This is a genomic window from Flectobacillus rivi (genome assembly GCF_030056655.1).
Lineage (GTDB): Bacteria > Bacteroidota > Bacteroidia > Cytophagales > Spirosomataceae > Flectobacillus > Flectobacillus rivi.
Genome location: NZ_JASHIE010000007.1, coordinates 17524 through 39502 on the forward strand (window position 1 = coordinate 17524; position 21979 = coordinate 39502).

Consider the following 21979-nt stretch of genomic DNA (forward strand, 5'->3'; position numbering starts at 1 on the left):
CATCTCGAATTGAGTGATTGAACGGATGAGTGATTATTTTTTAATATGAATTTTACTGGTAGAGACGCAATGCTTTGCGTCTAAAGATGTGTCATTTTGAAATATAGCATCAAACATGAGTCATCCCGAATTTTAAGATTAGGGGTATTCTCCAAATTTTCATCAAAAAAGCGGTCGAAAACTATTTTTCGACCGCTTTTTTGGTGCTACCATACTAGATTTTATTCAACTCAAGACGCAATCATTGCGTCTCTACTACTAGAATACAAATTGTAACATAATCACTAAATCCGGGATGACTCATGTTGAAAACAGTTTAGAAACGGAATCTACCGTTCTACCAATTAGCTTTTTTATGTCCCCAAGTTGCATAATAAGCAATATATAAATACAAAGGAATCAGTAGTCCGTAAGCTGATTGTGCACCAATAGTGTCTGCCAATTTACCATATACCAATGGTAGAATAGCACCTCCTGCAATCATCATTACCAATAAAGCCGAACCTAATTTGGTGTATTTGCCCAATCCATTAATGGCTAATGGCCAAATCGCAGGCCACATAATAGCATTCGATAAACCTAATAAGGCAATACTCAATACAGAAGTATATCCTGTGGTAAACAATGCCACAAGTGTAATTACTACACCCAATAAAGATGATAATTTTAACCATGTTTGTTGTGAAACATATTTGGGAATTAATACAATTCCTAATACATAACCCACCAACATAGACCATAAAGTAAATTGTCCAAAGTCTTTAGCTTCTGATTCTGGAAAACCTAGTGAAATACCATAACTAATAATTGTATCTCCTGAAATTACTTCAAGTCCTACGTAGCAAAACAAGGTTACTAAGCCTAAAACCAAATTCGGGAAAGCCCAAATACTTGTTTTTTCACTTTTCTCTGAAGCATCACCCTCTTGCTCTTCACTCACCTCTGGTAAGCCTTTTGAAAGCATAATCAAAATAGCAAGTACAATCAACACTCCCGTCAAAATCAAATAAGGCACTGTTACTTTATCCAATTCTGTTTCGCTCGATACAGCAACACTTACAGTGCTACTTGCCAATAACAAGCCTCCCAAAAGTTTTTGACTCAAAATACCTGCAATCTTGTTGGCAATACCCATGATACTAATACGTTGAGCAGCGCTTTCACGGTCGCCCAAAATTGTCACATAGGGGTTTGAAGCCGTTTGCAATAATGTCAATCCAATTCCAATTACAAATAAACCTACCAAGAAAAGTACATAAGAAGCCATTTTAGCAGCAGGAACGAAAGTTAATGTTCCTATTGCCATCACTCCCAAACCAACAGCCATACCCTTTTTGAAACCAATTTTTTTCAAAATTTCTGACGAAGGAATCGCCATGACTGTATAAGAAATGAAGAAGGCAAAGGTTACAAGTAAAGAGCTTGTATTGTCAAGGTTAAATGCTTTCTTGAAAAAAGCGATTAGGGTACCATTCACCCACGTGACAAAACCAAATACGAAAAATAATACCCCAATGATAATCAAAGGGCCTAAGTAATTTTGTTTTTTGTTGTTCATAGTTTGTACAAGAAAATTGGATATAACGCAATATATTACCGAAAAATATCTATTTTTATTATTAAAGAAAATATAACAGAATGATACTCATTCTATTTGTTACTATTTAAAGGTATTTCTTAACCAAATAAAAGTTGAAACTTTCAGCAAAATATTATGCAATATACTGATTTTCAGAACAAATCAATGTCATTAATCTTATTTTATAGTAAATACTAATAAATATTATATTTAAAATTAAAAATCGGCAATTTATTGCACAAATATTCCATTAATACAAAAACCACAGAGTTTCAGCTCTTTATAAGCATTAACTCTGTGGTTTTGTGTTAATAATTTTCTTTGTACTGAAATCAGACTATAAGTTTTTCTCCAAAAAGTTAGTCATCATAGTATAAAGATGTAAACGGGTGTTTCCACCAGCAATACCATGATTTTTATTTGGGTAATAGAATGACTGGAATTGCTTGTTGTTTTTAATTAAAGCATCTTCTAATGCCACTGCATTTTGGAAATGAACGTTGTCATCACCCGTTCCGTGAACCAATAGGAAGTTGCCTTTCAAATTTTTGGCGTGAGTCACTGGCGAATTGTCGTCATAGCCTGAAGGGTTTTCTTGTGGAGTTCTCAAAAAGCGTTCGGTGTACACTGTATCGTAGTAACGCCAGTTAGTCACAGGAGCTACTGCAATAGCAGCCTTGAAAACATCAGCACCTTGGAATAAACAATTAGATGCCATAAAACCTCCATACGACCAACCTTGAATACCAATACGAGTAGCATCAATAAATGGAAGTTTGCCAAAGTATTTTGCTGATTCGATTTGATCACGAACCTCTAGTTTTCCTAAGTTCAAGTAAGTACATTTCTTAAACTCAGAACCACGACCACCCGTACCACGGTTATCTACGCAAGCAACAATATATCCTTTTTGAGCCAAAATTTGATACCAGTAGAAGTTAGCGCCATCATATTGATTTAGTACTTGCTGGCTTCCTGGACCGCCATAAACAAACATCAACAAGGGATATTTTTTATTTGGGTCAAAATTAGCTGGCTTAATTATCCAAGAATTTAACTCTACACCATCTGCTGTTTTGATTACAGTAAATTCTTTAGGAGAAATAGTATACCCAGTTAAACGAGCACGCAAGTCGGCATTGTCTTCCAAAACTTTTACTAATTGAGCATTTGAAGAACGATACAAACTTACTTTCAAAGGACTGTTAGACGCAGAGTTGTTCAGGATAAAGTATTTGAAGTCAGGGCTAAAGTTTGCCGAATTGACACCTCTATCAATAGACAGTTTCTTTTTCACTTTGCCATCCAATGAAATACTATACAAATGACGTTCGATAGAGGCTATTTCGGTCGATGTAAAATAAAGGGTATTTGATGACTCATCGATACCATAAAAATTGTCAACTTCCCATTTTCCTGTGGTAATTTGGCGAACTTCACGACCCGACATATCATATTGATAAAGGTGCTTATAGCCATCTTTTTCAGAGGACATAATGAAGCTTTTGCCATCGGCCAAATACGTTAGGTCGTCGCCAAAATTTTCAACATCTACATAAGTTCTACTTTCTTCAATCAAAATAGTGGTTGTTTTTCCTGTAAACGCGTCAGCATGAATCAATTCCATTTTGTTTTGGTAACGATTCAAGCGACTGATTGAAAGAACATTCGTATTAATTGTCCAACGAATACGAGGAATATACAAATCAGTTTCTTTACCCAAATCCATTTTTACAGTTTTGGTATCTACAAGGTTATATACCGAAATACTTACGGTCGAATTAGGCTCTCCTGCTTTTGGATATTTGTAACGGTAGTCTGTAGGGTACAACTTACCCCACATTTGCATATTGTATTCTGGAACTTTGCTCTCGTCAAAGGTATAAAAAGCAATTTTACGGCTATCTGGAGACCAGAAGAATGCTTTTGCAAATGAAAACTCCTCCTCATATACCCAATCGCACATCCCATTAATGATGTTATTCCATTTGCCATCTGTCGTAATCTGGCGCTCAGACATGGTATTCAAATCAACCATAAATAGGTTGTTTTGACGCACAAACGCAATCTTTGTACCATCTGGCGAGAAAGTAGCAAATGATTGTTTGCCCCCAGCAGACAACTTTGTAAGTTTTTTAGTCTTTATATCGTACACAAAATTTTCGGCACGAGAGCTACGACGATAGATTTGTTCTGGATCTGTTTCAATCAAGATTTTTTGCTCATTCGAAGACAAAGTATAGTCAGCAATTGTAATTTTTTGCCCCAAGTTTTCGACACTTACTCCTTCATCAAAGAGAGTTTCTACGGCAGCTCCGTCTGTTACTTGATGCTTTACAATACGACCATTTTCTAAAGCTGAATAGAAAGAACCGTCTTTCATCCAGTTGATACTTCGAACTTGTTTTTGCGAAAAAGCAAATTTTGTCCAAACTTCATCAAGGCTTACATTCTTTTTTTGAGCAACGACACTCAGGCTATTGTACATAAGCAATGCTATTACGGAACAAATGATTAGATGTTTTTTTTTCACTGTATATAAAAGGTTTCTGTTGTTGATATAACTTTATGAATCCCAAAGTCTGTCAAATTTAAGTAAAATAGCGCAATAAATTACCCTAGTTCTGACTGGTTTTTGGGCTCTTCCGTTTAAAAATGACAGCACCAAATTCAGCTTTCTTACCATATTTTTGCATACCATCGCAGGAACTAAGTACTGTCACCAGCTCTATTTCATTGCGCGAAAATTTCTTGAGTTTTTCCATATCTATCTCTTCGTTATCTACAATATAGAGTGGCACCTCAGGCTTTTTGTTTTCACGCATTTGTTTCAACTCGGAAATCACGCGTGACATATTTGCCGATGAATGATAAAATACCTGTCTGGTTTTAATCTTGATTGTATCAACTTTATTTTCTTTTCTTTCGAGAATAGGGAAAGAAGTATTTCCTTGTCCTAAAGTAGTTTCAATAGACACCACGCCATCCAAATCTATTGTCTTGCGATTGATATATTCGTTTTCAAGTCGATTATCAATCATATAAATCACCGATTGTGCTTCAAGCTTGGCTTTTCGATAAGCTCGAAACTCGCTCATATTTGCGAGGACGGTGTCGGATAGTATTTTCCATCCACCAACAGGAGATATCAGTTCCTTTTCTACAATATTGATTTTAAAAATAAGGTTGGGCGATGTTTTAGTTTTATGTGTTTTTACAACCACTAATCCTCCTTCAAATCGTGAACTAAAATAGCGTATCGCATTTTCGGGAGAATATACTTTAATAGATTCAGTTTCGGCGAGATTAAGATGATGGGCAGTAAAACCGATAGCTTGAAGTTGTCCATCAATCAAATACCGAGGAGAAGTTGACGTTTTTTCTGATGACAAACCTATACCGTCAAATAGGGGCTGTTCAACTGAACAGGAATAACGAAGCTCTTCTAAGGTTAAATTTCTAAAAGTGACAAAACTTTCGGGTAAGTCATCATTATACTGAATAGCTGCCGCTGACAGTGGAACAGGCTTCTTTTGACTCGGTTTTTCTTTTAAATACACATAGTAAGTTGCGGTATCGGTAGCATTGCCATATACTTGAACATTTGGCATTTTGTCGAGATATGATTTATTGGGAAAAATTATCTCATTGACTCGAATGATGGCTTCAGTGTGTATTTGTTTCTTGTCAAAAACTTGATTTTTGGGCGCAAACCAAGGTATATGACTCATCATAGTTCTCACAGAGGTTAAATCCTCTACTTTATAATAAACAAGAGTGTCAAGAGGAATATTAAATCGCCTCATAGAAGTTTCTGTATTTTGAGAATAGGTTTTAAACGATAGAAAAACCAATAGGATGACTATTAAAGAGAAATTAGTGCGCATAATTGAGAGAAGAGTACGTTAAACTTATTCTTTAATTTACAAAAAAATGATAAAATTATAAAGCTATTCAAGATATACGCTAATTGATTCCATAAAAAAAGCTACCCTTTCAGGTAGCTTTTCTGTTTAAATAACATGGCTTTTGCAGAGATATAGCACTTGCTAATTCCCAAATAACACAATATCGTTCGACTGTACTACATTGCTTTTGTGAAGGGCACGGTCGGTAATCCAAATATCAAAACGGATGGTATCTTTTTTACCTGTTAGGTAAGGAATACCACTGAAGTTATTATAGTCAAAATTGATTGAAAAATCGATGCTTCCTTCGATTGGGCCGGGTTTATCTCCTTCCTTATAACGCTGAAAGTGATTTCCTCCTAATGGAAAACTAGGAGTTGATTTGATATAAGTGCCTTTCTTTTTTACATACAAATCCACATCGAAAGTACGTAAGTTCGGCTGAATCAATATCAGTTTTTTATAATCATCTTGTGTAAGTCCTAAGTCGCCGTCACCATCTTGAAAATTGATGGTCAAAATCAAAGAGTCGCGTTTGGTGGTGTTACCCAAAAGATCGGATGATGTTTTGGTAATAATGCGTGCTGAGTTGAAGCCAATATAAGGTATTACGTCAAAAGTTGGTTCGCTCACGCAACCAAGCATTCCAAAAAGTCCTAGTAAGAAAAAAGTAATTTTTTTCATGGGGGCATAAGTTCTTTACAAGGTAAAAATCTATCAAACAGTTATCTGACTGTGTTTAAGAGCGTTTTGTGTTATCAAAAAACGATGGCATTCTTGGAACGAAAAAGCCCTTGAAATGTTGTTCTTTCAAAACCAAACTTCTGTAAAGTTAATCATTTGAAGTAATTTTGCACGGAGAATTCCCAAAATCAACATTTTTGTATTTATAGGCTGTTACTTCTCATATAGATAAGAGCCACATTGAGCTACAAAAAGTTTCTTTACAATACTATGCAATCATCAAACGCTGACATATTAAAACAAAGAGTATTGTCGGTAGATGAATCAAATTTTGATTCACTTGCCCTTGATATTTTTCAATTTCAAGCTACAAACAACCCTGTTTATCGTCAATATATCGAGCAATTAGGGAAAAAAACTTCTGATATTACTTCAGTTAGTGACATTCCTTTTTTGCCAATCGAATTTTTCAAATCCCAAACTATCATTACCAACCAAGTACCAAGCAAAGTTGTTTTTGAAAGCAGCGGAACCACAGGCTCACAAACCAGTCGTCATTATGTATATGACCCAGATTTTTATGTAAAGGTTGCAATACAGATATTCGAAAAATTTTATGGAGCTTTGGCAAATTTTCAAATACTGGCATTGCTTCCCTCCTATTTGGAGCGCAATAATTCTTCGTTGGTTTACATGGTCAAAAGTTTTATTGAGCAAACCAATTCACAATATTCTGGTTTTTTCCTAAACGACTACAAAGGACTTATTGAAAGTCTTAAAAATGCTCACAAGGCAAATCCTAATCAAAAAATTCTATTAATTGGGGTAACTTTTGGGCTTTTGGACTTAGCCGAATCAGGAGAAGATTTCAGTTTTCTGAAGGACTTTGATGATGTTATCATCATGGAAACGGGCGGAATGAAAGGACGTCGAAAAGAGCTATTACGAGAAGAAGTTCACGAGATATTAACCGCAGCATTTGGCGTGAAAAGCATCCATTCGGAATATGGAATGACAGAACTACTTTCGCAAGGGTATTCTTATGGTGAAGGTATTTTTGAATTGCCAGCATCTATGCGAGTGTTATTACGTGATGTAAATGACCCTTTCACTCTCGTAGATTCCAGCGTGCGCTCAGGAGGTATTAATGTTATTGACTTGGCAAATATCGATTCGTGTTCTTTTATTGAAACCAAAGACTTAGGAAGTTTTTTACCAGACAATCGCCGTTTCCGTATTCTAGGCAGATTCGACAATTCAGATATTAGAGGCTGTAATTTGATGACGCTTTAAAGTGATGAGTTTTGAGTTAGGAGTGCGGAGGGAACATCTATTTCGGATATCGGATTTCGGAAGTATAGCCCATTTTTCGAATAATATTTTACAAAAATTGAGTTATTTTCAATATTTCCGGAATCAGAAATCCCAAATCCACAATCGTCTGAAACTCCTAACTCAAAACTCATCACTCCTAAGCATGTGCTTCTAGCCATTCTTCACCGTTGTCGTACACTTCTTTTTTCCAGATAGGTACTACTTGTTTTAGCGTATCGATAAGCCATTTGCAGGCTTCGAAAGAAGCTGCACGATGAGGGGTTGCTACGGCTATTACTACCGCTACATCGCCTATCGAAAGTACACCTTTGCGGTGAACCATCACAATTTTTTCAGTATTCCAACGTGCTTGAGCTTCGTCTGCCAATTCTTGCATTTTTTTGACAGCCATTGAATCATACGTTTCGAATTCCAGTCGTACTACCGATTTATCTTTGTTATGATTACGTACGGTTCCGATAAACACATCTACGGCTCCCGCACGTTCAGACTGAGCAGCATCGATACATTCTTGAATATTTATAGGAGAATCTGCAATAGCAATCATAGCGTTGTGTTATCTGTTTTTGATGAAAATATCGATGAATCCTACGCCTTATCAGTGCGTTTTTCTAAAGTAACAAAATCGAAAGCATACGCATGCTTTTCGTCTGGCTGAAAAGACTTACGTTCTGTTTCTGTCCAAATATTTGTATCTAATACTGGGAAAAAAGCGTCGCCTTCAAAGTTATGATGAACTTGGGTCAAATATACCGTGTCTGCCATATCCAATGCTAACGCGTAGATTTGAGCGCCACCGATGATAAAAGCCTCTTCTGTTTCAATCTCTTTTGCTTTTTCTATTGCTTCCTCTAAAGACCCCACCACAATACAACCCTCTACCAGATAGTCAGTATTGCGTGAAATAATGATGGATGTGCGATTAGGAAGCGGTTTGCCGATAGACTCAAATGTTTTACGACCCATGATAATCACATGACCAGTTGTCAAACGTCTAAACATTTTAAGGTCTTCGGGCAAATGCCAAATTAATTGATTGTCTTTTCCTATTACACCTTTCTCGGCTGTAGCAACAATAATTGAGAGTTTCAAAGTTCTATTTCTTTAAAATGCTATTCTATATTTTTTGTAAAAATAAGCAATTAATGTTCTTCAATTGATAAGCCATCAAAGATTGTTGGTTTTCAGAAAGAAGAAACAGAGTTTTCTATTAGATATATTCTCCATAACTTTAGCTTCTCTAATTTGAGGCGTTTAATCGCTATTTTTAACTATGAAAAAATTGTTACTCCTTATTCCAGCATTGTTATTGTTGGGTTATTTGACGTGGTCTAATCTCGACCGACAAGAGCTTGACTTGCCAACCGATGCTCAATTTAGAGATTACCAAACGATTGGTATTGATTCGGGTCGTGGAAACCTCATTGGAATTCAACCTTTCATGGTCACAGCAGACTATAGTTCCGAGAAGGCTTTTTACAAAAAAATGGATGGATATTTTGCTCAACTCAAACAGCACAATTGGCTCAGCAACAAAAGTATTGTTGTGCTTCCCGAATATTTGGGCACGTGGTTGGTAGCTGTCAATGAAAAGCATTCGGTATATACTTCGCCTTCATCAGCCAAGGCATTGCAAACGATGGCACTTAGTAATTTGGGCAGTTATGCGAGTGCCTATTTGAGTGTGCCTGATTCTGTTAAAGCTCATCCGAGATATGCTATTTTTAAGATGAAAGCAGCAGTAATGGCAAAAATTTATGGCAATGTTTTCAAGAAAATTGCCTCTACTTATCAGGTACATATTGTGGCGGGTTCTATTCTTTTACCTAATCCCAAAGTCGAAAATAATGAGATCATTCCACAAGATGGACTCATGTATAATGTATCGGCGGTGTTTCAATCCAATGGAACTATTGCGACTGATTTAGTCAAAAAAAGCTTCCCTATTGCTGAAGAACAAGCATTTTTAGCTGCTTCTCCTATACAAAACTTACCAAGTTTTAACACTCCTGCTGGCAAGTTGGGAGTACTCATTTGTGCAGATTCATGGTTTCAAGAGGGTTATCAAGTTCTTAAGCAAAAGGGTGTAAAAATCTTGGCTGTACCTTCATTTTGTTCTGTAAATTTTGGTTGGCAAATACCATGGTCTGGCTATAGTGGTTGGCCAACGCCAGCACAGGCTAAAGCTGATATTGGAATTCTGACCGAAGGACAAGCTTGGCTCAAATATGCTATGGGAGGAAAAGCCTTTACAATCGGAAATATCCATGCAGGAATGAATGTTTTTTTGAAAGGTCAACTATGGGATTTTGGGTTTGATGGAAGAACCACCTCTACTCTTAGCACAAAATCATATACTGACAATCAAGAAGTTAGCTCATCAGCAACTTGTTTGTGGCTTTGATACAATCTGGCAGGTTTTGTTTTGCCGTATAAAAAATTGAAGTGAAAATAATGTTAAAATTCAATTTTTTATGTTAAGTTTATATGTTGTTGCACTAATTGCTTGCCAAATGTTTGTTTTCTAAATCATTGCCAATCAGTTGGTATTAATAGCAAAAATAAGTTAACGATATTAATATAGGTATAGGCAAAAACGTCAATGGAGTTTTCTATTGACGTTTTTTTCGTTCTATGGATTTTATTATCAACAAAAAAGGGCTTCGAGTAACTAGTACTCAAAGCCCTTTTTGTTTTATTTAGTCTCTTTACTATTTAGAAAGATACAAATTACGCTCGCTATACACTTTGCGGAAGAATTCATCTTTCAATGAATCGATAAAGTAGATAGCTTCACCAGTAGATTTCATTTCTGGACCTAATTCCATATTTACATTCGGGAATTTGTTGAATGAGAATACAGGAATCTTAATAGCCCATCCGTTTTTCTTAGGAGCAAAGTTGAAGTCTTTCAATTTAGCACCTAGCATTACTTTAGTAGCGTAGTTTACGTACGGCTCTTGGTATGCTTTACAGATAAATGGCACTGTACGAGAAGCACGAGGGTTAGCTTCGATGATATATACTACTTCGTCTTTAACAGCAAACTGGATATTAATCAAGCCTTTTGTTTGAAGTGCTATCGCGATTTTTCTAGTATGTTCTTCGATTTGGCGAATTACATTTTCAGATAAATCAAATGGAGGTAATACCGAGTGAGAGTCACCAGAGTGGATACCCGCAGGCTCGATGTGCTCCATTACTCCGATGATATAAACATCTTCGCCATCACAGATTGCATCTGCTTCTGCTTCGATTGCATTCTCAAGGAAATGGTCAAGCAAAATTTTGTTACCAGGGATGTCACGTAGAATATCTACAACATGTTGTTCCAATTCCTGCTCGTTGATTACAATCTTCATTGACTGACCACCCAATACATAAGATGGACGAACCAATAAAGGATAACCCAATTGACGACCTAATTCTACAGCGTTGTCAGCATCCTCACAAACACCAAATTTAGGATAAGGAATATCGTTTTCTTTCAACAAGGTAGAGAATGCACCACGGTCCTCTGCTAAGTCAAGGGCTTCGAAAGATGTACCAATAATTTTGATACCATATTTCGATAATTTCTCAGCTAATTTAAGCGCTGTTTGACCACCCAACTGAACGATAACACCTTCTGGTTTTTCGTGTTGGATAATGTCATAAACGTGCTCCCAGAATACTGGTTCGAAGTATAATTTATCAGCAATATCAAAGTCAGTCGAAACGGTTTCAGGATTTGAGTTAATCATGATTGCCTCATAACCTGCCTCTTTTGCTGCCAAAATACCATGTACACAAGAGTAGTCAAACTCGATACCCTGACCGATACGGTTAGGACCAGAACCCAATACGATTACTTTTTTCTTATCAGTTGCTGACGACTCGTTATCAAGTGTTTCTGAACCTTGTGAGAACGAAGAGTAAAAATATGGAGTTTTTGCTTCGAACTCAGCCGCACAAGTATCTACACATTTGTAAACACGTGTAATACCTAGGCTTGTACGCAACTCATGTACCTCCGATTCTAAACAACGTAATGCATAAGCAATTTGACGGTCAGCAAATCCTTTGTGTTTTGCTTCTTCCAACAACGCTTTTGGCACAGATTGAAGGGTATATTTCTCTAGTTCATTTTCCACTCTTACTAAATCTTCCACTTGGTATAAGAACCATTTGTCAATTTTAGTAGCGTTGCGGATAGTTTTGAAAGAGATACCCATTTTGAAGGCATCGTAGATATGGAAAAGACGATTCCAAGATGGATTAGCCAATGACTTCATAATAGCATCTTGATCGCGCAAGCCTTTGCCATCTGCTCCCAAACCATTACGTTTGATTTCGAGTGATTGACAAGCTTTTTGCAATGCCTCTTGGAAGTTACGACCAATACCCATTGCCTCACCTACTGACTTCATTTGGAGACCCAAAGATTTGTCAGCTCCGTGGAATTTATCAAAGTTCCAACGTGGTACTTTCACAATCACGTAGTCAAGCGCTGGTTCGAAGAACGCAGATGTTGATCCTGTGATAGCGTTAGTTAATTCGTCAAGGTTGTAGCCAATCGCCATTTTAGCAGCGATTTTAGCAATTGGATAACCAGTTGCTTTTGAAGCCAAAGCCGAAGAGCGAGATACACGTGGGTTGATTTCGATAGCGATGATATCATCATTCTCTGGGTTCAACGCAAACTGAACGTTACATCCACCCGCAAACTTACCAATAGCATTCATCATTTTGATTGCCATGTCACGCATCTTTTGGTAGACTGTGTCTGGCAAAGTCATCGCTGGAGCTACTGTAATAGAGTCTCCAGTGTGAATACCCATTGGGTCAAAGTTCTCGATAGAACAGATAATGATTACGTTACCTAAGTTGTCGCGTAACAACTCAAGTTCGTATTCTTTCCAACCCATGATAGATTGTTCTACCAATACTTCATGCGTAGGCGAAGCGTGCAAACCTTTGTTAAGAGCAGCATCAAAATCTTTTGGCTCATTAACAAAACCACCACCAGTACCACCCAAGGTAAACGAAGGACGAATAACCAACGGGAAGCCTGTTTCCTGCGCAATTTCTTTACCCTCCAAGAAAGAACGTGCAGTACGACCTTTACAAACGCCAACACCAATTTCTAGCATTTTCAAACGGAACTTCTCACGGTCTTCGGTAGTTTCAATCGCATTGATGTCTACACCGATGATACGTACTCCGTATTTTTCCCAGATACCTGCAGCGTCGCAATCGATAGCTAAATTTAATGCCGTCTGACCACCCATAGTTGGCAAAACGGCATCGACTTTGTGTTTCTCTAAGATTTCAATAATAGACTTTTTCTCAAGTGGCTTCAGATATACATGGTCTGCATTGAGAGGGTCTGTCATAATCGTGGCAGGATTCGAGTTAATCAAAATAACCTCGATTCCTTCTTCACGAAGTGAACGCGCTGCTTGCGAGCCAGAATAGTCAAATTCGCAAGCCTGACCGATGATAATTGGACCTGAACCGATAATGAGAACGGACTTGATGGATGTGTCTTTAGGCACGGCTGTACTTTATGTTAGTTTTGAAATAATACGTAAAATAAAAGTATTCAGTACTGACTTTCAGTGATTTACGATTAAAAGCTTAATGATTAATTGAAATGTGCGATAAGAACATGATTCAAAAAAGCTAATCATTAGCAAATACCTGATTATCAGAGTGCAATTTTTGTGGAACATCCTTGAATTACATAGCGGTAACAAAGGAAGGATATGCTCAAAAATTGCACAAAGGTAATAGATTGAGCCGAAAAACGAAGCCTAAAATTGTATTTATTTAATTTTTCAAAAACTTTCTAAGAAAAATATTATTCTGTTTTTACCCTAAAAAACCTTAAAATTCACCTCTAGCTATGCGCCAAGCCAGAAAAAAGAATAACTGAGCACGTTTTTGCAAAATATCAAATTCAATCTTCTCTACATCGTCAGTTGCCTTGTGATAATCTTCATGTTCTCCATTGGTAAAAAAGATAATTGGGACATTATGCTTAGCAAAATTATAGTGATCTGAGCGATAATATAGCTGCAATGGGTGCATCTCTGAGCTATAGGCATAGTCCAGCGACAAATGGGTATAGGTATTGTTGGTATTTTTTAAAAGACTATCCAATTTGGGATTCATTTTGTCTGAACCAATCACATAAACATAGTTGGGGTCTTTTTCTTCTTCGTGATAATGATCGATACGCCCTACCATGTCAATGTTGAGATTACAAACTGTTTTTTCAAGTGGAATAATAGGGTGTTCTGTGTAAAATTCAGAACCTAATAATCCCATTTCTTCTCCCGCTACGGTCATCAACAAAATACTTCTTGAAGGTTTGTATCCTGCTTTTTGCGCCTCTGCAAATGCGGTAGCCAATGCCAAAATTGTGGATGTACCTGAGCCATCATCATCCGCTCCATTGTACACCTTTCCTTGGTCTTTTCCTAAATGATCATAATGTGCTGTAATAACAACAACCTCGTCTTTTCTGTCTGTGCCCTCAATAAAGCCTAAAACATTTTCGGTAGGAATAACACCACGACCTTTGATATGCTGTGTTTTAGGAGCATGAATGACACTGTATTGTTCTAGAAAATATTTTTTGATATAAAATGGCTGAATATATCCATTGCCTTTGAGGCTATCTTTTACGATTGGCAATAAACCTTGACTCTCAAAGTGTTTGGCAATATACTGAGCTGCTTTTTTCTGCCCGACAGTACCTGTACGGCGACCTGCTAGTTCGTCGGATGCAATGTAGGTTAAATGTTTTTTCAATTCTGGCACAGAAATATACTGCGCAAATCGAAGAGCAGTACTGTCCTGAGCCTGTAAATAATGGGGGATCAATATTAAACAGAATAGTATTTTTTTTAGCATAATTGTTTTTGGATAAATGGTACTTTTAGTGAACAGGCGCAATTCTAAGAAATGTCTATTTCGGATATCGGATGTGGGATTTCGGAAGTATAAGCTTCTATATTGTGTAAAAAATAAAGGTATTTTACTTTATTCCCGAAATTAGAAATCCCAAATCCGCAATTGTTGGAAATCCTTCGTACAGCTCTAGTGATGAATGTAAATTTAAGTTTTGAGCTTTCAGCTATGAGCTTTGGACAAAAGCAAGTCTGTAGTTATCAAAAAACATGTTAAAACTCTTTGCCTGTTGCCTGTTGCCTAGTGCCTATTACAAAAATCTACTACTATTTCATAAGAAATATTTGACCGAAAGCCCATAGCTGAAAGCTAAATCGTCAGAGTTAATTTTGCCTTATTACTTACTGCTCCATGTAGCACAAAGGCAGCCATATAAGCTGCCTTTGTTGCTTGGACTTTATTTTTGCGCTTTAGCACTTGATTTGATAACTTCTCAAAACTCAGCACTCCTATTAGGGCTTATTTGAATCTACCACAATACGGTTATCACGATTTGCCAAATCCCATGCCATGTAGTACACTAATTTGGCACGTTTTTCCATTTTATTAAATTCAATTTTCTCCACATCGTCCGTCGGTTGGTGATAGTCATCATGAACACCATTAAAGAAAAATGCTACAGGAATTTTGTTTTTAGCAAAATTATAATGGTCTGAACGATAATAGAAACGGTTTGGATCGTTAGGGTCGTTGTAACGGTAATCCAAATCCATTTTTGTGTATTTATTATTATTAGTCTCCATGATTTGGTGTAATTCTGAAGACAACTTATCAGAGCCAATCACATAAATATAATCACCTTTTCCTTCATGCTCTTTGTCAGTACGACCTACCATGTCAATATTGATATCACAAACAGTATTTGCTAAAGGCAAAACAGGATGTCTTACGTAAAACTCAGAACCTAACAAACCTTTTTCTTCACCTGTTACCGTCATAAACAACATGCTACGACGAGGACGATGACCCGCTTTGGCAGCTTTTCCGAAAGCCTCAGATACTTCTAATACAGATACAGTTCCTGAACCATCATCATCGGCACCATTGTAGATTTTACCATCATTCACGCCAACGTGGTCGTAGTGAGAAGTTACTACAACAATTTCATCTTTTTTGTCTGTACCTTCCAAGAAACCCAATACGTTGTAAGTTTCGACAGGCGTAATGGTACGTTCGATACGCAACGCAGCAGACTGCGGAGTCAACGAACCAGCTACGGTTTTCTTAGTATCGGCAGCTTTTGCACGAAGAGCATCCAAATCGCCAGCTTTGATCCCCAACAAATCTGTCGCCATAGCATTGCTCACGTTTAGTACAGCAAAATCAGCGCCTTTAGGCTCACCATCTTCACGGAAACCCATACGAGCATTACCAAAACGCTTCATCATTACTTGGCGTTGTTTGATGGCCTTATCAAAGTCTTCGTCTGAAGTTTTAGTAATCAAAATCATAGCTTTTGCTCCTTTTTCTTTAGCAATCGCCATTTTATCTTTCCAACTATCGGCTTTACTCCATTTTGAAGCTTCGCTATTTCCCGAAAGTACATAAGTGCCATCGGTATTGCGAGGTTCGCCATCGAACGCCACAATCACTTTACCTTTTACGTCCATGGTAGCGTAGTCGCTCAAGCGAGATTCGTCGATACCATAACCTACAAACACTAAATCTACTTTTTCTTCAGTGTTGATTGGAGCCGTGTTGCTAGCAATAAAGTCTTGGAGATACACATAAGTCTTGGTATTGGACTTGATATAAAATTCGCCCCAACCACGTTTTACTAAATCTACTAGTTGAAAATGTGATTTGTCGGCTCCAACAATTCCTTTCAAACCTACCGATTCGAAATGATTAGCAATGTATTGAGCAGCCACTTTTTGTTCTGGCGAGCCCGTATCTCTACCTTTTAGGCTATCAGAGGCAATAAATGTAAGATGTTTTTTTAGGTCGTCAGCCTTGATGGTATTAGCGTATTTGGCAATGACTTTATCTTGAGCCAAAGTAGCCGTACCTGACATGAGCAACAAGACTGCGGGTACTATCAGTTTTTTCATATAAAGGTATTTTGTTGAATGAATCTACGAAGATAATGAATTCTTAGTGTGGGACAAATGAGAGTTTATGAGGGTATAGGCGAGTATAAACAGTTTTTGATTGAATCAACTTCTCTATTCTTCAATTTTCTCACAAAAGTCAGAGAATTAGTAAACACTTACCTAAAACAGGATTTATCCAAGAATGATTGCTGCGTTTTTTTTGAAATAAATTGCTAGAACAATCTTCTAAAACAGGAAGTTATCCATAAAAATCGCTCTAATTAGCACTGTCCGAGCCTTCTGGGTTCAATGTTAGGGATTTGTGAACAAGTGTTTGCTGTTTTGATAATAATTCTACTTAAATTTGCAGCGATTTCCGACAAAATACCATCAAATCACCCATTTAATGAAAATCAACTTTCAGTATCAGGAAAAATTTGAGACACGCCATAACAACTCAAATGTAGCAGACCGCAAGGCTATGCTAGAGGCAATTGGTGTTGATTCGATCGAAACACTCATCAACCAAACAGTACCTGCAGCAATTCGTTTGCCACAGGCGTTAAATCTTCCAAAAGCAAAATCTGAAGCTCAATTTTTGAAAGATTTCAAGAAATTAGCTCAGTTGAATGATACCTACAAATCTCATATCGGGATGGGATATTATGACACAATCACGCCTTCAGTGATTTTGCGTAATATTCTCGAAAATCCAGCTTGGTATACTGCTTATACTCCATATCAAGCAGAAATTGCTCAAGGTCGTTTGGAGATGTTGCTCAATTATCAAACTATGATAATTGATTTGACAGGAATGGAAATTGCTAATGCCTCGTTACTTGACGAAGGTACAGCTGCTGCTGAAGCAATGACAATGCTTCACGGACAAAGAAAAGGCGCTAAGAAAAACGCTGAAACCATCTTTGTTTCTGAACTTTGCCACCCTCAGACTATCGATGTATTGGTAACCCGTGCTACTCCACTTGGCATCAAGGTGGTAGTGGGCGATCACCGTACTGTTGACCTTACTCAGGAAGATATTTACGCTGTATTTGTACAATACCCTGCTGGTGATGGTTCTGTTTTTGATTACACTGACTTTATTGCTTCGGCTCATGAGTTGAGTATCAATGTAATTGTCGCAGCAGATTTGCTTGCCTTGAGTTTGTTAAAATCTCCAGGCGAAATGGGTGCTGATGTTGTAGTGGGTTCATCACAAAGATTTGGTGTTCCGATGGGCTTTGGTGGTCCTCATGCAGCATTCTTTGCTACAAAAGAAGAATTCAAACGTCATATTCCAGGTCGTATTATTGGGGTATCGGTAGATGCTCACGGAAATCGTGCTTTGCGTATGGCTTTGCAAACACGCGAACAACACATCCGTCGCGAAAAAGCTACTTCAAACATTTGTACAGCACAAGTATTGTTGTCAGTAATGGCTGCTGCTTATGCGGTTTATCACGGACCAGAAGGCATCAAAGCTATTGCTGAGAAAGTTCATGGTTTGACAAAATTGACAGCTTTAGCGCTTGAAGAATTAGGTTATAAAGTAGAGACAGAATCATATTTCGATACTATCAAAGTATTTATCGACGAAGACGAGAAGCGTTTAAGAATGGAAGCTTTGGCTAATGGCATCAACTTCCGTTATTATGATGACTACCGTTATATCGGCATTTCTTTGGACGAAACTTGTACTTTGGAAGACGTAGAAACAATTATCTACGCTTTTGAAAAAATCGGTAAAAAAGAAGTAAAATTAGAAAGCTTATTCGACAAAGTTGATTATGCTTTCCCTGCTTCTTTGAAACGTGAAAGTGCATATTTGACACACGAAGTTTTCAATAGCTATCATTCAGAACATGAAATGTTGCGCTATTTGAAGCAATTGGAAAACAAAGACCTTTCAATGGTTCACTCAATGATTTCGTTGGGTTCTTGTACTATGAAGTTGAACGCTACTACCGAAATGATTCCAGTAACTTGGCAAGAATTTGGTAACGTTCACCCATTTGCTCCAAAAAATCAGGTTGGTGGTTATTTGAAAATGATTGAAGAGCTAAACGTATGGTTGTCTGAAATCACAGGTTTTGCACAAATGTCATTCCAACCAAACTCTGGTGCTCAAGGTGAATACGCAGGTTTGATGGTAATTCGTGCATACCATGAGTCAAGAGGTGATTTCAATCGCAATGTAGCATTGATTCCATCGTCTGCACACGGTACAAACCCTGCATCGGCTGTTATGGCAGGTATGAAAGTGGTTGTAACGAAATGTGACGAAAACGGAAACATCGACGTTGCTGACTTGCGTGCCAAGGCTGAACAATACTCAGATAGTCTTTCTTGTTTGATGGTAACTTATCCATCTACTCACGGTGTATTCGAAGAGTCAATCAAAGAAATTTGTGCATTGATTCATGAGCACGGTGGTCAGGTATATATGGACGGAGCAAACATGAACGCTCAGGTAGGTCTAACATCTCCTGCAACTATTGGCGCTGACGTTTGTCACCTTAACTTACACAAAACATTCTGTATTCCTCACGGTGGTGGTGGTCCTGGTATGGGTCCAATCGGTGTAGCTGCACACTTGGCTCCATTCTTGCCTGCTCACGCTGTTGTGAAAGATGCTGGTGGTAAATTAGGTATCACAGCTGTTTCGGCTGCTCCTTACGGTTCAGCTAGTATCTTGACTATTCCTTATGCTTACATTGCTTTGATGGGCGGCGACGGATTGACAAGAGCTACAGAAACAGCAATTTTGAATGCTAACTATATCAAAGCTCGTTTGGAAGGACACTACCCTGTACTTTACACAGGTACAGAAGGACGTTGTGCTCACGAAATGATTTTGGATTGTCGTCCATTCAAACTTTCAGCAGGTGTTGAAGCAGAAGATATTGCGAAGCGTTTGATGGATTATGGATTCCATGCTCCTACCCTTTCGTTCCCTGTTGCTGGTACCTTAATGATTGAACCAACAGAATCTGAGTCTAAAGCAGAATTAGACCGTTTCTGTGATGCAATGATTGCTATTCGTGCAGAGATTGTAGAAATCGAAGCTGGTGCTGACAAGACTAATAACGTTTTGAAAAACGCACCACATACACAGCTTGTAGCATTGCAAGAAAACTGGGATAAACCATACTCTCGCGAGAAAGCGGTATTCCCATTAGCTTATGTAAAAGCTAATAAATTCTGGCCAAGTGTTTCAAGAATTGACTCAGCTTACGGTGACCGTAACTTGATTTGTGCTTGTATTCCAACAGAGGCTTACGCACAATAATCAATACAGTATGGAAAATTTGCTTAAGCAGATGCTCCACACTTCTTAAATAAAAAGGGGCAATTTGATAACTCAAATTGCCCCTTTTTTATCTAAAAATAGCTAAAGTACCTTTCAACTCTAACTCTGGATGATCAGGGAAAGGTATGATATGGTAAGTATAAGATCCCATTGGCAATACTCGCCCATTATAGGTTCCATCAAAGCCCGCATAAGCGCCATAGGAGTAATAGGCTATCTCTCCCCATCGATTAAATACCCGTACTTCTGCATTTGGATAGGCAGTTATGTTTGTTAACTCCCAAGTATCATTAAATCCATCGCCATTAGGAGTGAACACATCAGGAATCCATATTTTTTCAAACACTACGACATCTACCGATTTTTCGTCACTACAATTTGAGCTAAAAGGGCTTTCTACCTTCAACGTGTAAGTCTGTGTCGCAGTGGGATTGGCTATGGGAGTTGGAATTCGTGGGTTGCTTAAAGCTATATTAGGAGTCCAAGTATAAAGGTAGGTCGGATCGGTATAATTGCTTTGAAGCATTACACTTGAGCCTTTCCACATAAATTCAGTACGAGCAAATTCAATTTTGGGTATTTCATGAATTATTACGTCTTGATTAGCTGTTCCGTTAAGGCAGCTTAACGTTCCTCTAACTTCATAGTTTACGGTATGTTTTCCTACGCCTAATTTGGCATAATCAAACTGTGTAGCAGTAGTCCCATCGATAGTAAATGTACCGCCAATTGGTGTTCCCTCTAGCGTGACAGCAGTATGATTTAGTCCACAAACTGAGGGTATATTGGTAATTTTGGGTTGAACCTGATTAACAAATTTTGCCGTGAATAGCTTTTCGGCACTACACTCTCCATCCGAGATCTTCACTTTATAATCAGCATCGCTGGTGATTGTCAGTTTGCTACCTACCTCCGAAAGTACAGTACTATTTTGAGACCATTCATAACTTACAAAACCTGTGGTAGCTTGTAAACTGGCAGGTTGACCATTACAAAAATCTGTACCCCCAGTGCTACTTGTAAGTGTCACTTGAGGATCTTTTACGACAATTTGAACACTGTCCTCTAAATTCGGACAGCTATTATTTTGAGGTAAAGAATAAAAAATTTTATGAGTCCCAGCTTTGGCATCTTGTGGCGAAAAAAAGCCCATAGAGGTATTGGTAATACCAGGACCTCTGAAAGTACCTCCAGCATAATTTACCGAAAGATTAAAGCCTGCTGTACTTACGCCGCACACTGTTGGAACGGGTGAAATGACTGGTTGTTGTAAGGGAAAATAGGTAATCTCGTAAGGGGTAGATGACTTTACACAACCTGTAGTTCTATCTATTACTTCGAGTACATATTTACCTTCTTTGGTGGCCTGAATGACAGTATTATTATTATTCAGCGAGTTATTATTGAGTCGCCAATTATAAAAAACATTAGTGACTGTATTTGCTCGAAGCTCTAGGGAATTACCTTTACAGATTTGATTGGTGGCTACAGCGGGCGTAATTTCTGAAATTGGAGCTACCAAATCTATAACCGTTACTTCTGGAAATCTAACAGTTGATTCGTCAGATTTACGGATGGCAAAAAGTCTATATCTACCTGATTCTGTAATATTCAAATCACTCCCATTGACACCTCCCACCCCATTCACATTAGCCGACCAGCTTTGTGAAGATACCACGAACTGTTGCCAACTAAAACCTGAATAATCATCGGGATTATCAACATACAAACGTAGAGAACTGTTAGGGCAAATACCTAAACCATCCATCTTAATTTGCTGTGCAAATGACGAAGAATAACTTAGGAATAATATAGCGAAAAAGGCAATATATCGGTAAATATTTATGGGCATATAAGTTAGTAATCGAAATTGTAGGAAATGCTTTTTGATATGGGCTATTTGTAAAATTCAGGAATGAAGAGTTATTTCTTTGGTGCTGTTAAAGTAAATTTTCTATTAATCTTTTACCTAAAATTCTTTTCCAAAACTGCATTCCAAGTATAATCCTGATTCTCAATAAGATGACAAATTTACTGTAATTAACGTTGCAATACAATTGAATATTTTCCTGATACTATTTTCCAAAAAAGAAACCCCTTCATCAATTGACAAAGGGGTTTGCTAATATGGGATAAGATAGAGTCTTCGCTCGCGATGAAAACTTCCGTTAAT

The 21979-nt window shown here is 37.7% G+C and carries 13 protein-coding genes; 3 read left to right on the forward strand and 10 right to left on the reverse strand.

Annotated features, from left to right (window positions below):
• Nucleotides 1–337: 337 nt before the first annotated feature.
• The 4 genes from QM481_RS11360 to QM481_RS11375 form a co-directional block, all read right to left on the reverse strand.
• Nucleotides 338–1558, reverse strand: coding sequence for a sugar MFS transporter (locus QM481_RS11360; RefSeq protein WP_283381875.1), 1221 nt, complete (start codon nucleotides 1556–1558; stop codon nucleotides 338–340).
• A gap of 358 nt (nucleotides 1559–1916) precedes the next feature.
• Nucleotides 1917–4067 (reverse strand): S9 family peptidase, encoded by a 2151-nt coding sequence (locus tag QM481_RS11365; protein ID WP_283381876.1) that lies wholly within the window; start codon nucleotides 4065–4067, stop codon nucleotides 1917–1919.
• A gap of 130 nt (nucleotides 4068–4197) precedes the next feature.
• Nucleotides 4198–5313: a hypothetical protein gene (locus tag QM481_RS11370; RefSeq protein WP_283381877.1), complete on the reverse strand. Its 1116-nt coding sequence runs from the start codon at nucleotides 5311–5313 to the stop codon at nucleotides 4198–4200.
• Nucleotides 5314–5628: 315 nt separating this feature from the next.
• Nucleotides 5629–6171 carry a hypothetical protein gene (locus tag QM481_RS11375; protein ID WP_283381878.1) on the reverse strand — a complete coding sequence of 181 codons (543 nt, stop codon included), beginning with the start codon at nucleotides 6169–6171 and terminating at the stop codon, nucleotides 5629–5631.
• Nucleotides 6172–6441: 270 nt separating this feature from the next.
• Between QM481_RS11375 and QM481_RS11380 the strand changes: the two genes are divergently transcribed.
• On the forward strand, nucleotides 6442–7464 hold the full coding sequence (locus QM481_RS11380) for a LuxE/PaaK family acyltransferase (protein ID WP_283381879.1): 1023 nt from the start codon (nucleotides 6442–6444) through the stop codon (nucleotides 7462–7464).
• A 178-nt stretch (nucleotides 7465–7642) separates the two neighbouring features.
• Here the strand turns inward: QM481_RS11380 and QM481_RS11385 are convergent, their stop codons facing one another.
• Both QM481_RS11385 and QM481_RS11390 read right to left on the reverse strand, forming a co-directional pair.
• Nucleotides 7643–8053 (reverse strand): molybdenum cofactor biosynthesis protein MoaE, encoded by a 411-nt coding sequence (locus tag QM481_RS11385; RefSeq protein WP_166579842.1) that lies wholly within the window; start codon nucleotides 8051–8053, stop codon nucleotides 7643–7645.
• Between the two features lie 41 nt (nucleotides 8054–8094).
• The gene (locus tag QM481_RS11390; RefSeq protein WP_283381880.1) at nucleotides 8095–8598 is read right to left on the reverse strand and encodes a dihydrofolate reductase; all 504 of its coding nucleotides are present in this window, start codon (nucleotides 8596–8598) and stop codon (nucleotides 8095–8097) included.
• Between the two features lie 181 nt (nucleotides 8599–8779).
• Between QM481_RS11390 and QM481_RS11395 the strand changes: the two genes are divergently transcribed.
• Complete coding sequence (locus tag QM481_RS11395) at nucleotides 8780–9910, forward strand: carbon-nitrogen hydrolase family protein (RefSeq protein ID WP_283381881.1); 1131 nt, start codon at nucleotides 8780–8782, stop codon at nucleotides 9908–9910.
• Between the two features lie 307 nt (nucleotides 9911–10217).
• On the opposite strand, the gene carB is transcribed toward QM481_RS11395, so the two are convergent.
• From carB to QM481_RS11410, 3 genes are all read right to left on the reverse strand, one after another.
• Nucleotides 10218–13043 carry a carbamoyl-phosphate synthase large subunit gene (gene carB, locus QM481_RS11400; protein WP_283381882.1) on the reverse strand — a complete coding sequence of 942 codons (2826 nt, stop codon included), beginning with the start codon at nucleotides 13041–13043 and terminating at the stop codon, nucleotides 10218–10220.
• Between the two features lie 331 nt (nucleotides 13044–13374).
• Complete coding sequence (locus QM481_RS11405) at nucleotides 13375–14406, reverse strand: M28 family peptidase (RefSeq protein ID WP_283381883.1); 1032 nt, start codon at nucleotides 14404–14406, stop codon at nucleotides 13375–13377.
• A gap of 509 nt (nucleotides 14407–14915) precedes the next feature.
• Nucleotides 14916–16514, reverse strand: a complete 1599-nt coding sequence (locus tag QM481_RS11410; RefSeq protein WP_283381884.1) for a M28 family peptidase — start codon at nucleotides 16512–16514, stop codon at nucleotides 14916–14918.
• 388 nt (nucleotides 16515–16902) lie between these two features.
• Here QM481_RS11410 and gcvP point away from each other — a divergent pair, with 388 nt between their 5' ends.
• Complete coding sequence (gcvP, locus tag QM481_RS11415; protein WP_283381885.1) at nucleotides 16903–19785, forward strand: aminomethyl-transferring glycine dehydrogenase; 2883 nt, start codon at nucleotides 16903–16905, stop codon at nucleotides 19783–19785.
• 88 nt (nucleotides 19786–19873) lie between these two features.
• Here gcvP and QM481_RS11420 read toward each other — a convergent pair whose 3' ends face one another.
• On the reverse strand, nucleotides 19874–21658 hold the full coding sequence (locus QM481_RS11420) for a T9SS type B sorting domain-containing protein (protein ID WP_283381886.1): 1785 nt from the start codon (nucleotides 21656–21658) through the stop codon (nucleotides 19874–19876).
• Between the last annotated feature and the right edge of the window lie 321 nt (nucleotides 21659–21979).

Coding starts and splice junctions, on each gene's coding strand:
- QM481_RS11360 (WP_283381875.1), bottom strand. CDS start 1,558: ATGAACAACAAAAAACAAAATTACTTAGGCCCTTTGATTATCATTGGG.
- QM481_RS11365 (WP_283381876.1), bottom strand. CDS start 4,067: ATGTACAATAGCCTGAGTGTCGTTGCTCAAAAAAAGAATGTAAGCCTT.
- QM481_RS11370 (WP_283381877.1), bottom strand. CDS start 5,313: ATGATGAGTCATATACCTTGGTTTGCGCCCAAAAATCAAGTTTTTGAC.
- QM481_RS11375 (WP_283381878.1), bottom strand. CDS start 6,171: ATGAAAAAAATTACTTTTTTCTTACTAGGACTTTTTGGAATGCTTGGT.
- QM481_RS11380 (WP_283381879.1), top strand. CDS start 6,442: ATGCAATCATCAAACGCTGACATATTAAAACAAAGAGTATTGTCGGTA.
- QM481_RS11385 (WP_166579842.1), bottom strand. CDS start 8,053: ATGATTGCTATTGCAGATTCTCCTATAAATATTCAAGAATGTATCGAT.
- QM481_RS11395 (WP_283381881.1), top strand. CDS start 8,780: ATGAAAAAATTGTTACTCCTTATTCCAGCATTGTTATTGTTGGGTTAT.
- QM481_RS11405 (WP_283381883.1), bottom strand. CDS start 14,406: ATGCTAAAAAAAATACTATTCTGTTTAATATTGATCCCCCATTATTTA.
- QM481_RS11410 (WP_283381884.1), bottom strand. CDS start 16,514: ATGAAAAAACTGATAGTACCCGCAGTCTTGTTGCTCATGTCAGGTACG.
- gcvP (WP_283381885.1), top strand. CDS start 16,903: ATGAAAATCAACTTTCAGTATCAGGAAAAATTTGAGACACGCCATAAC.
- QM481_RS11420 (WP_283381886.1), bottom strand. CDS start 21,658: ATGCCCATAAATATTTACCGATATATTGCCTTTTTCGCTATATTATTC.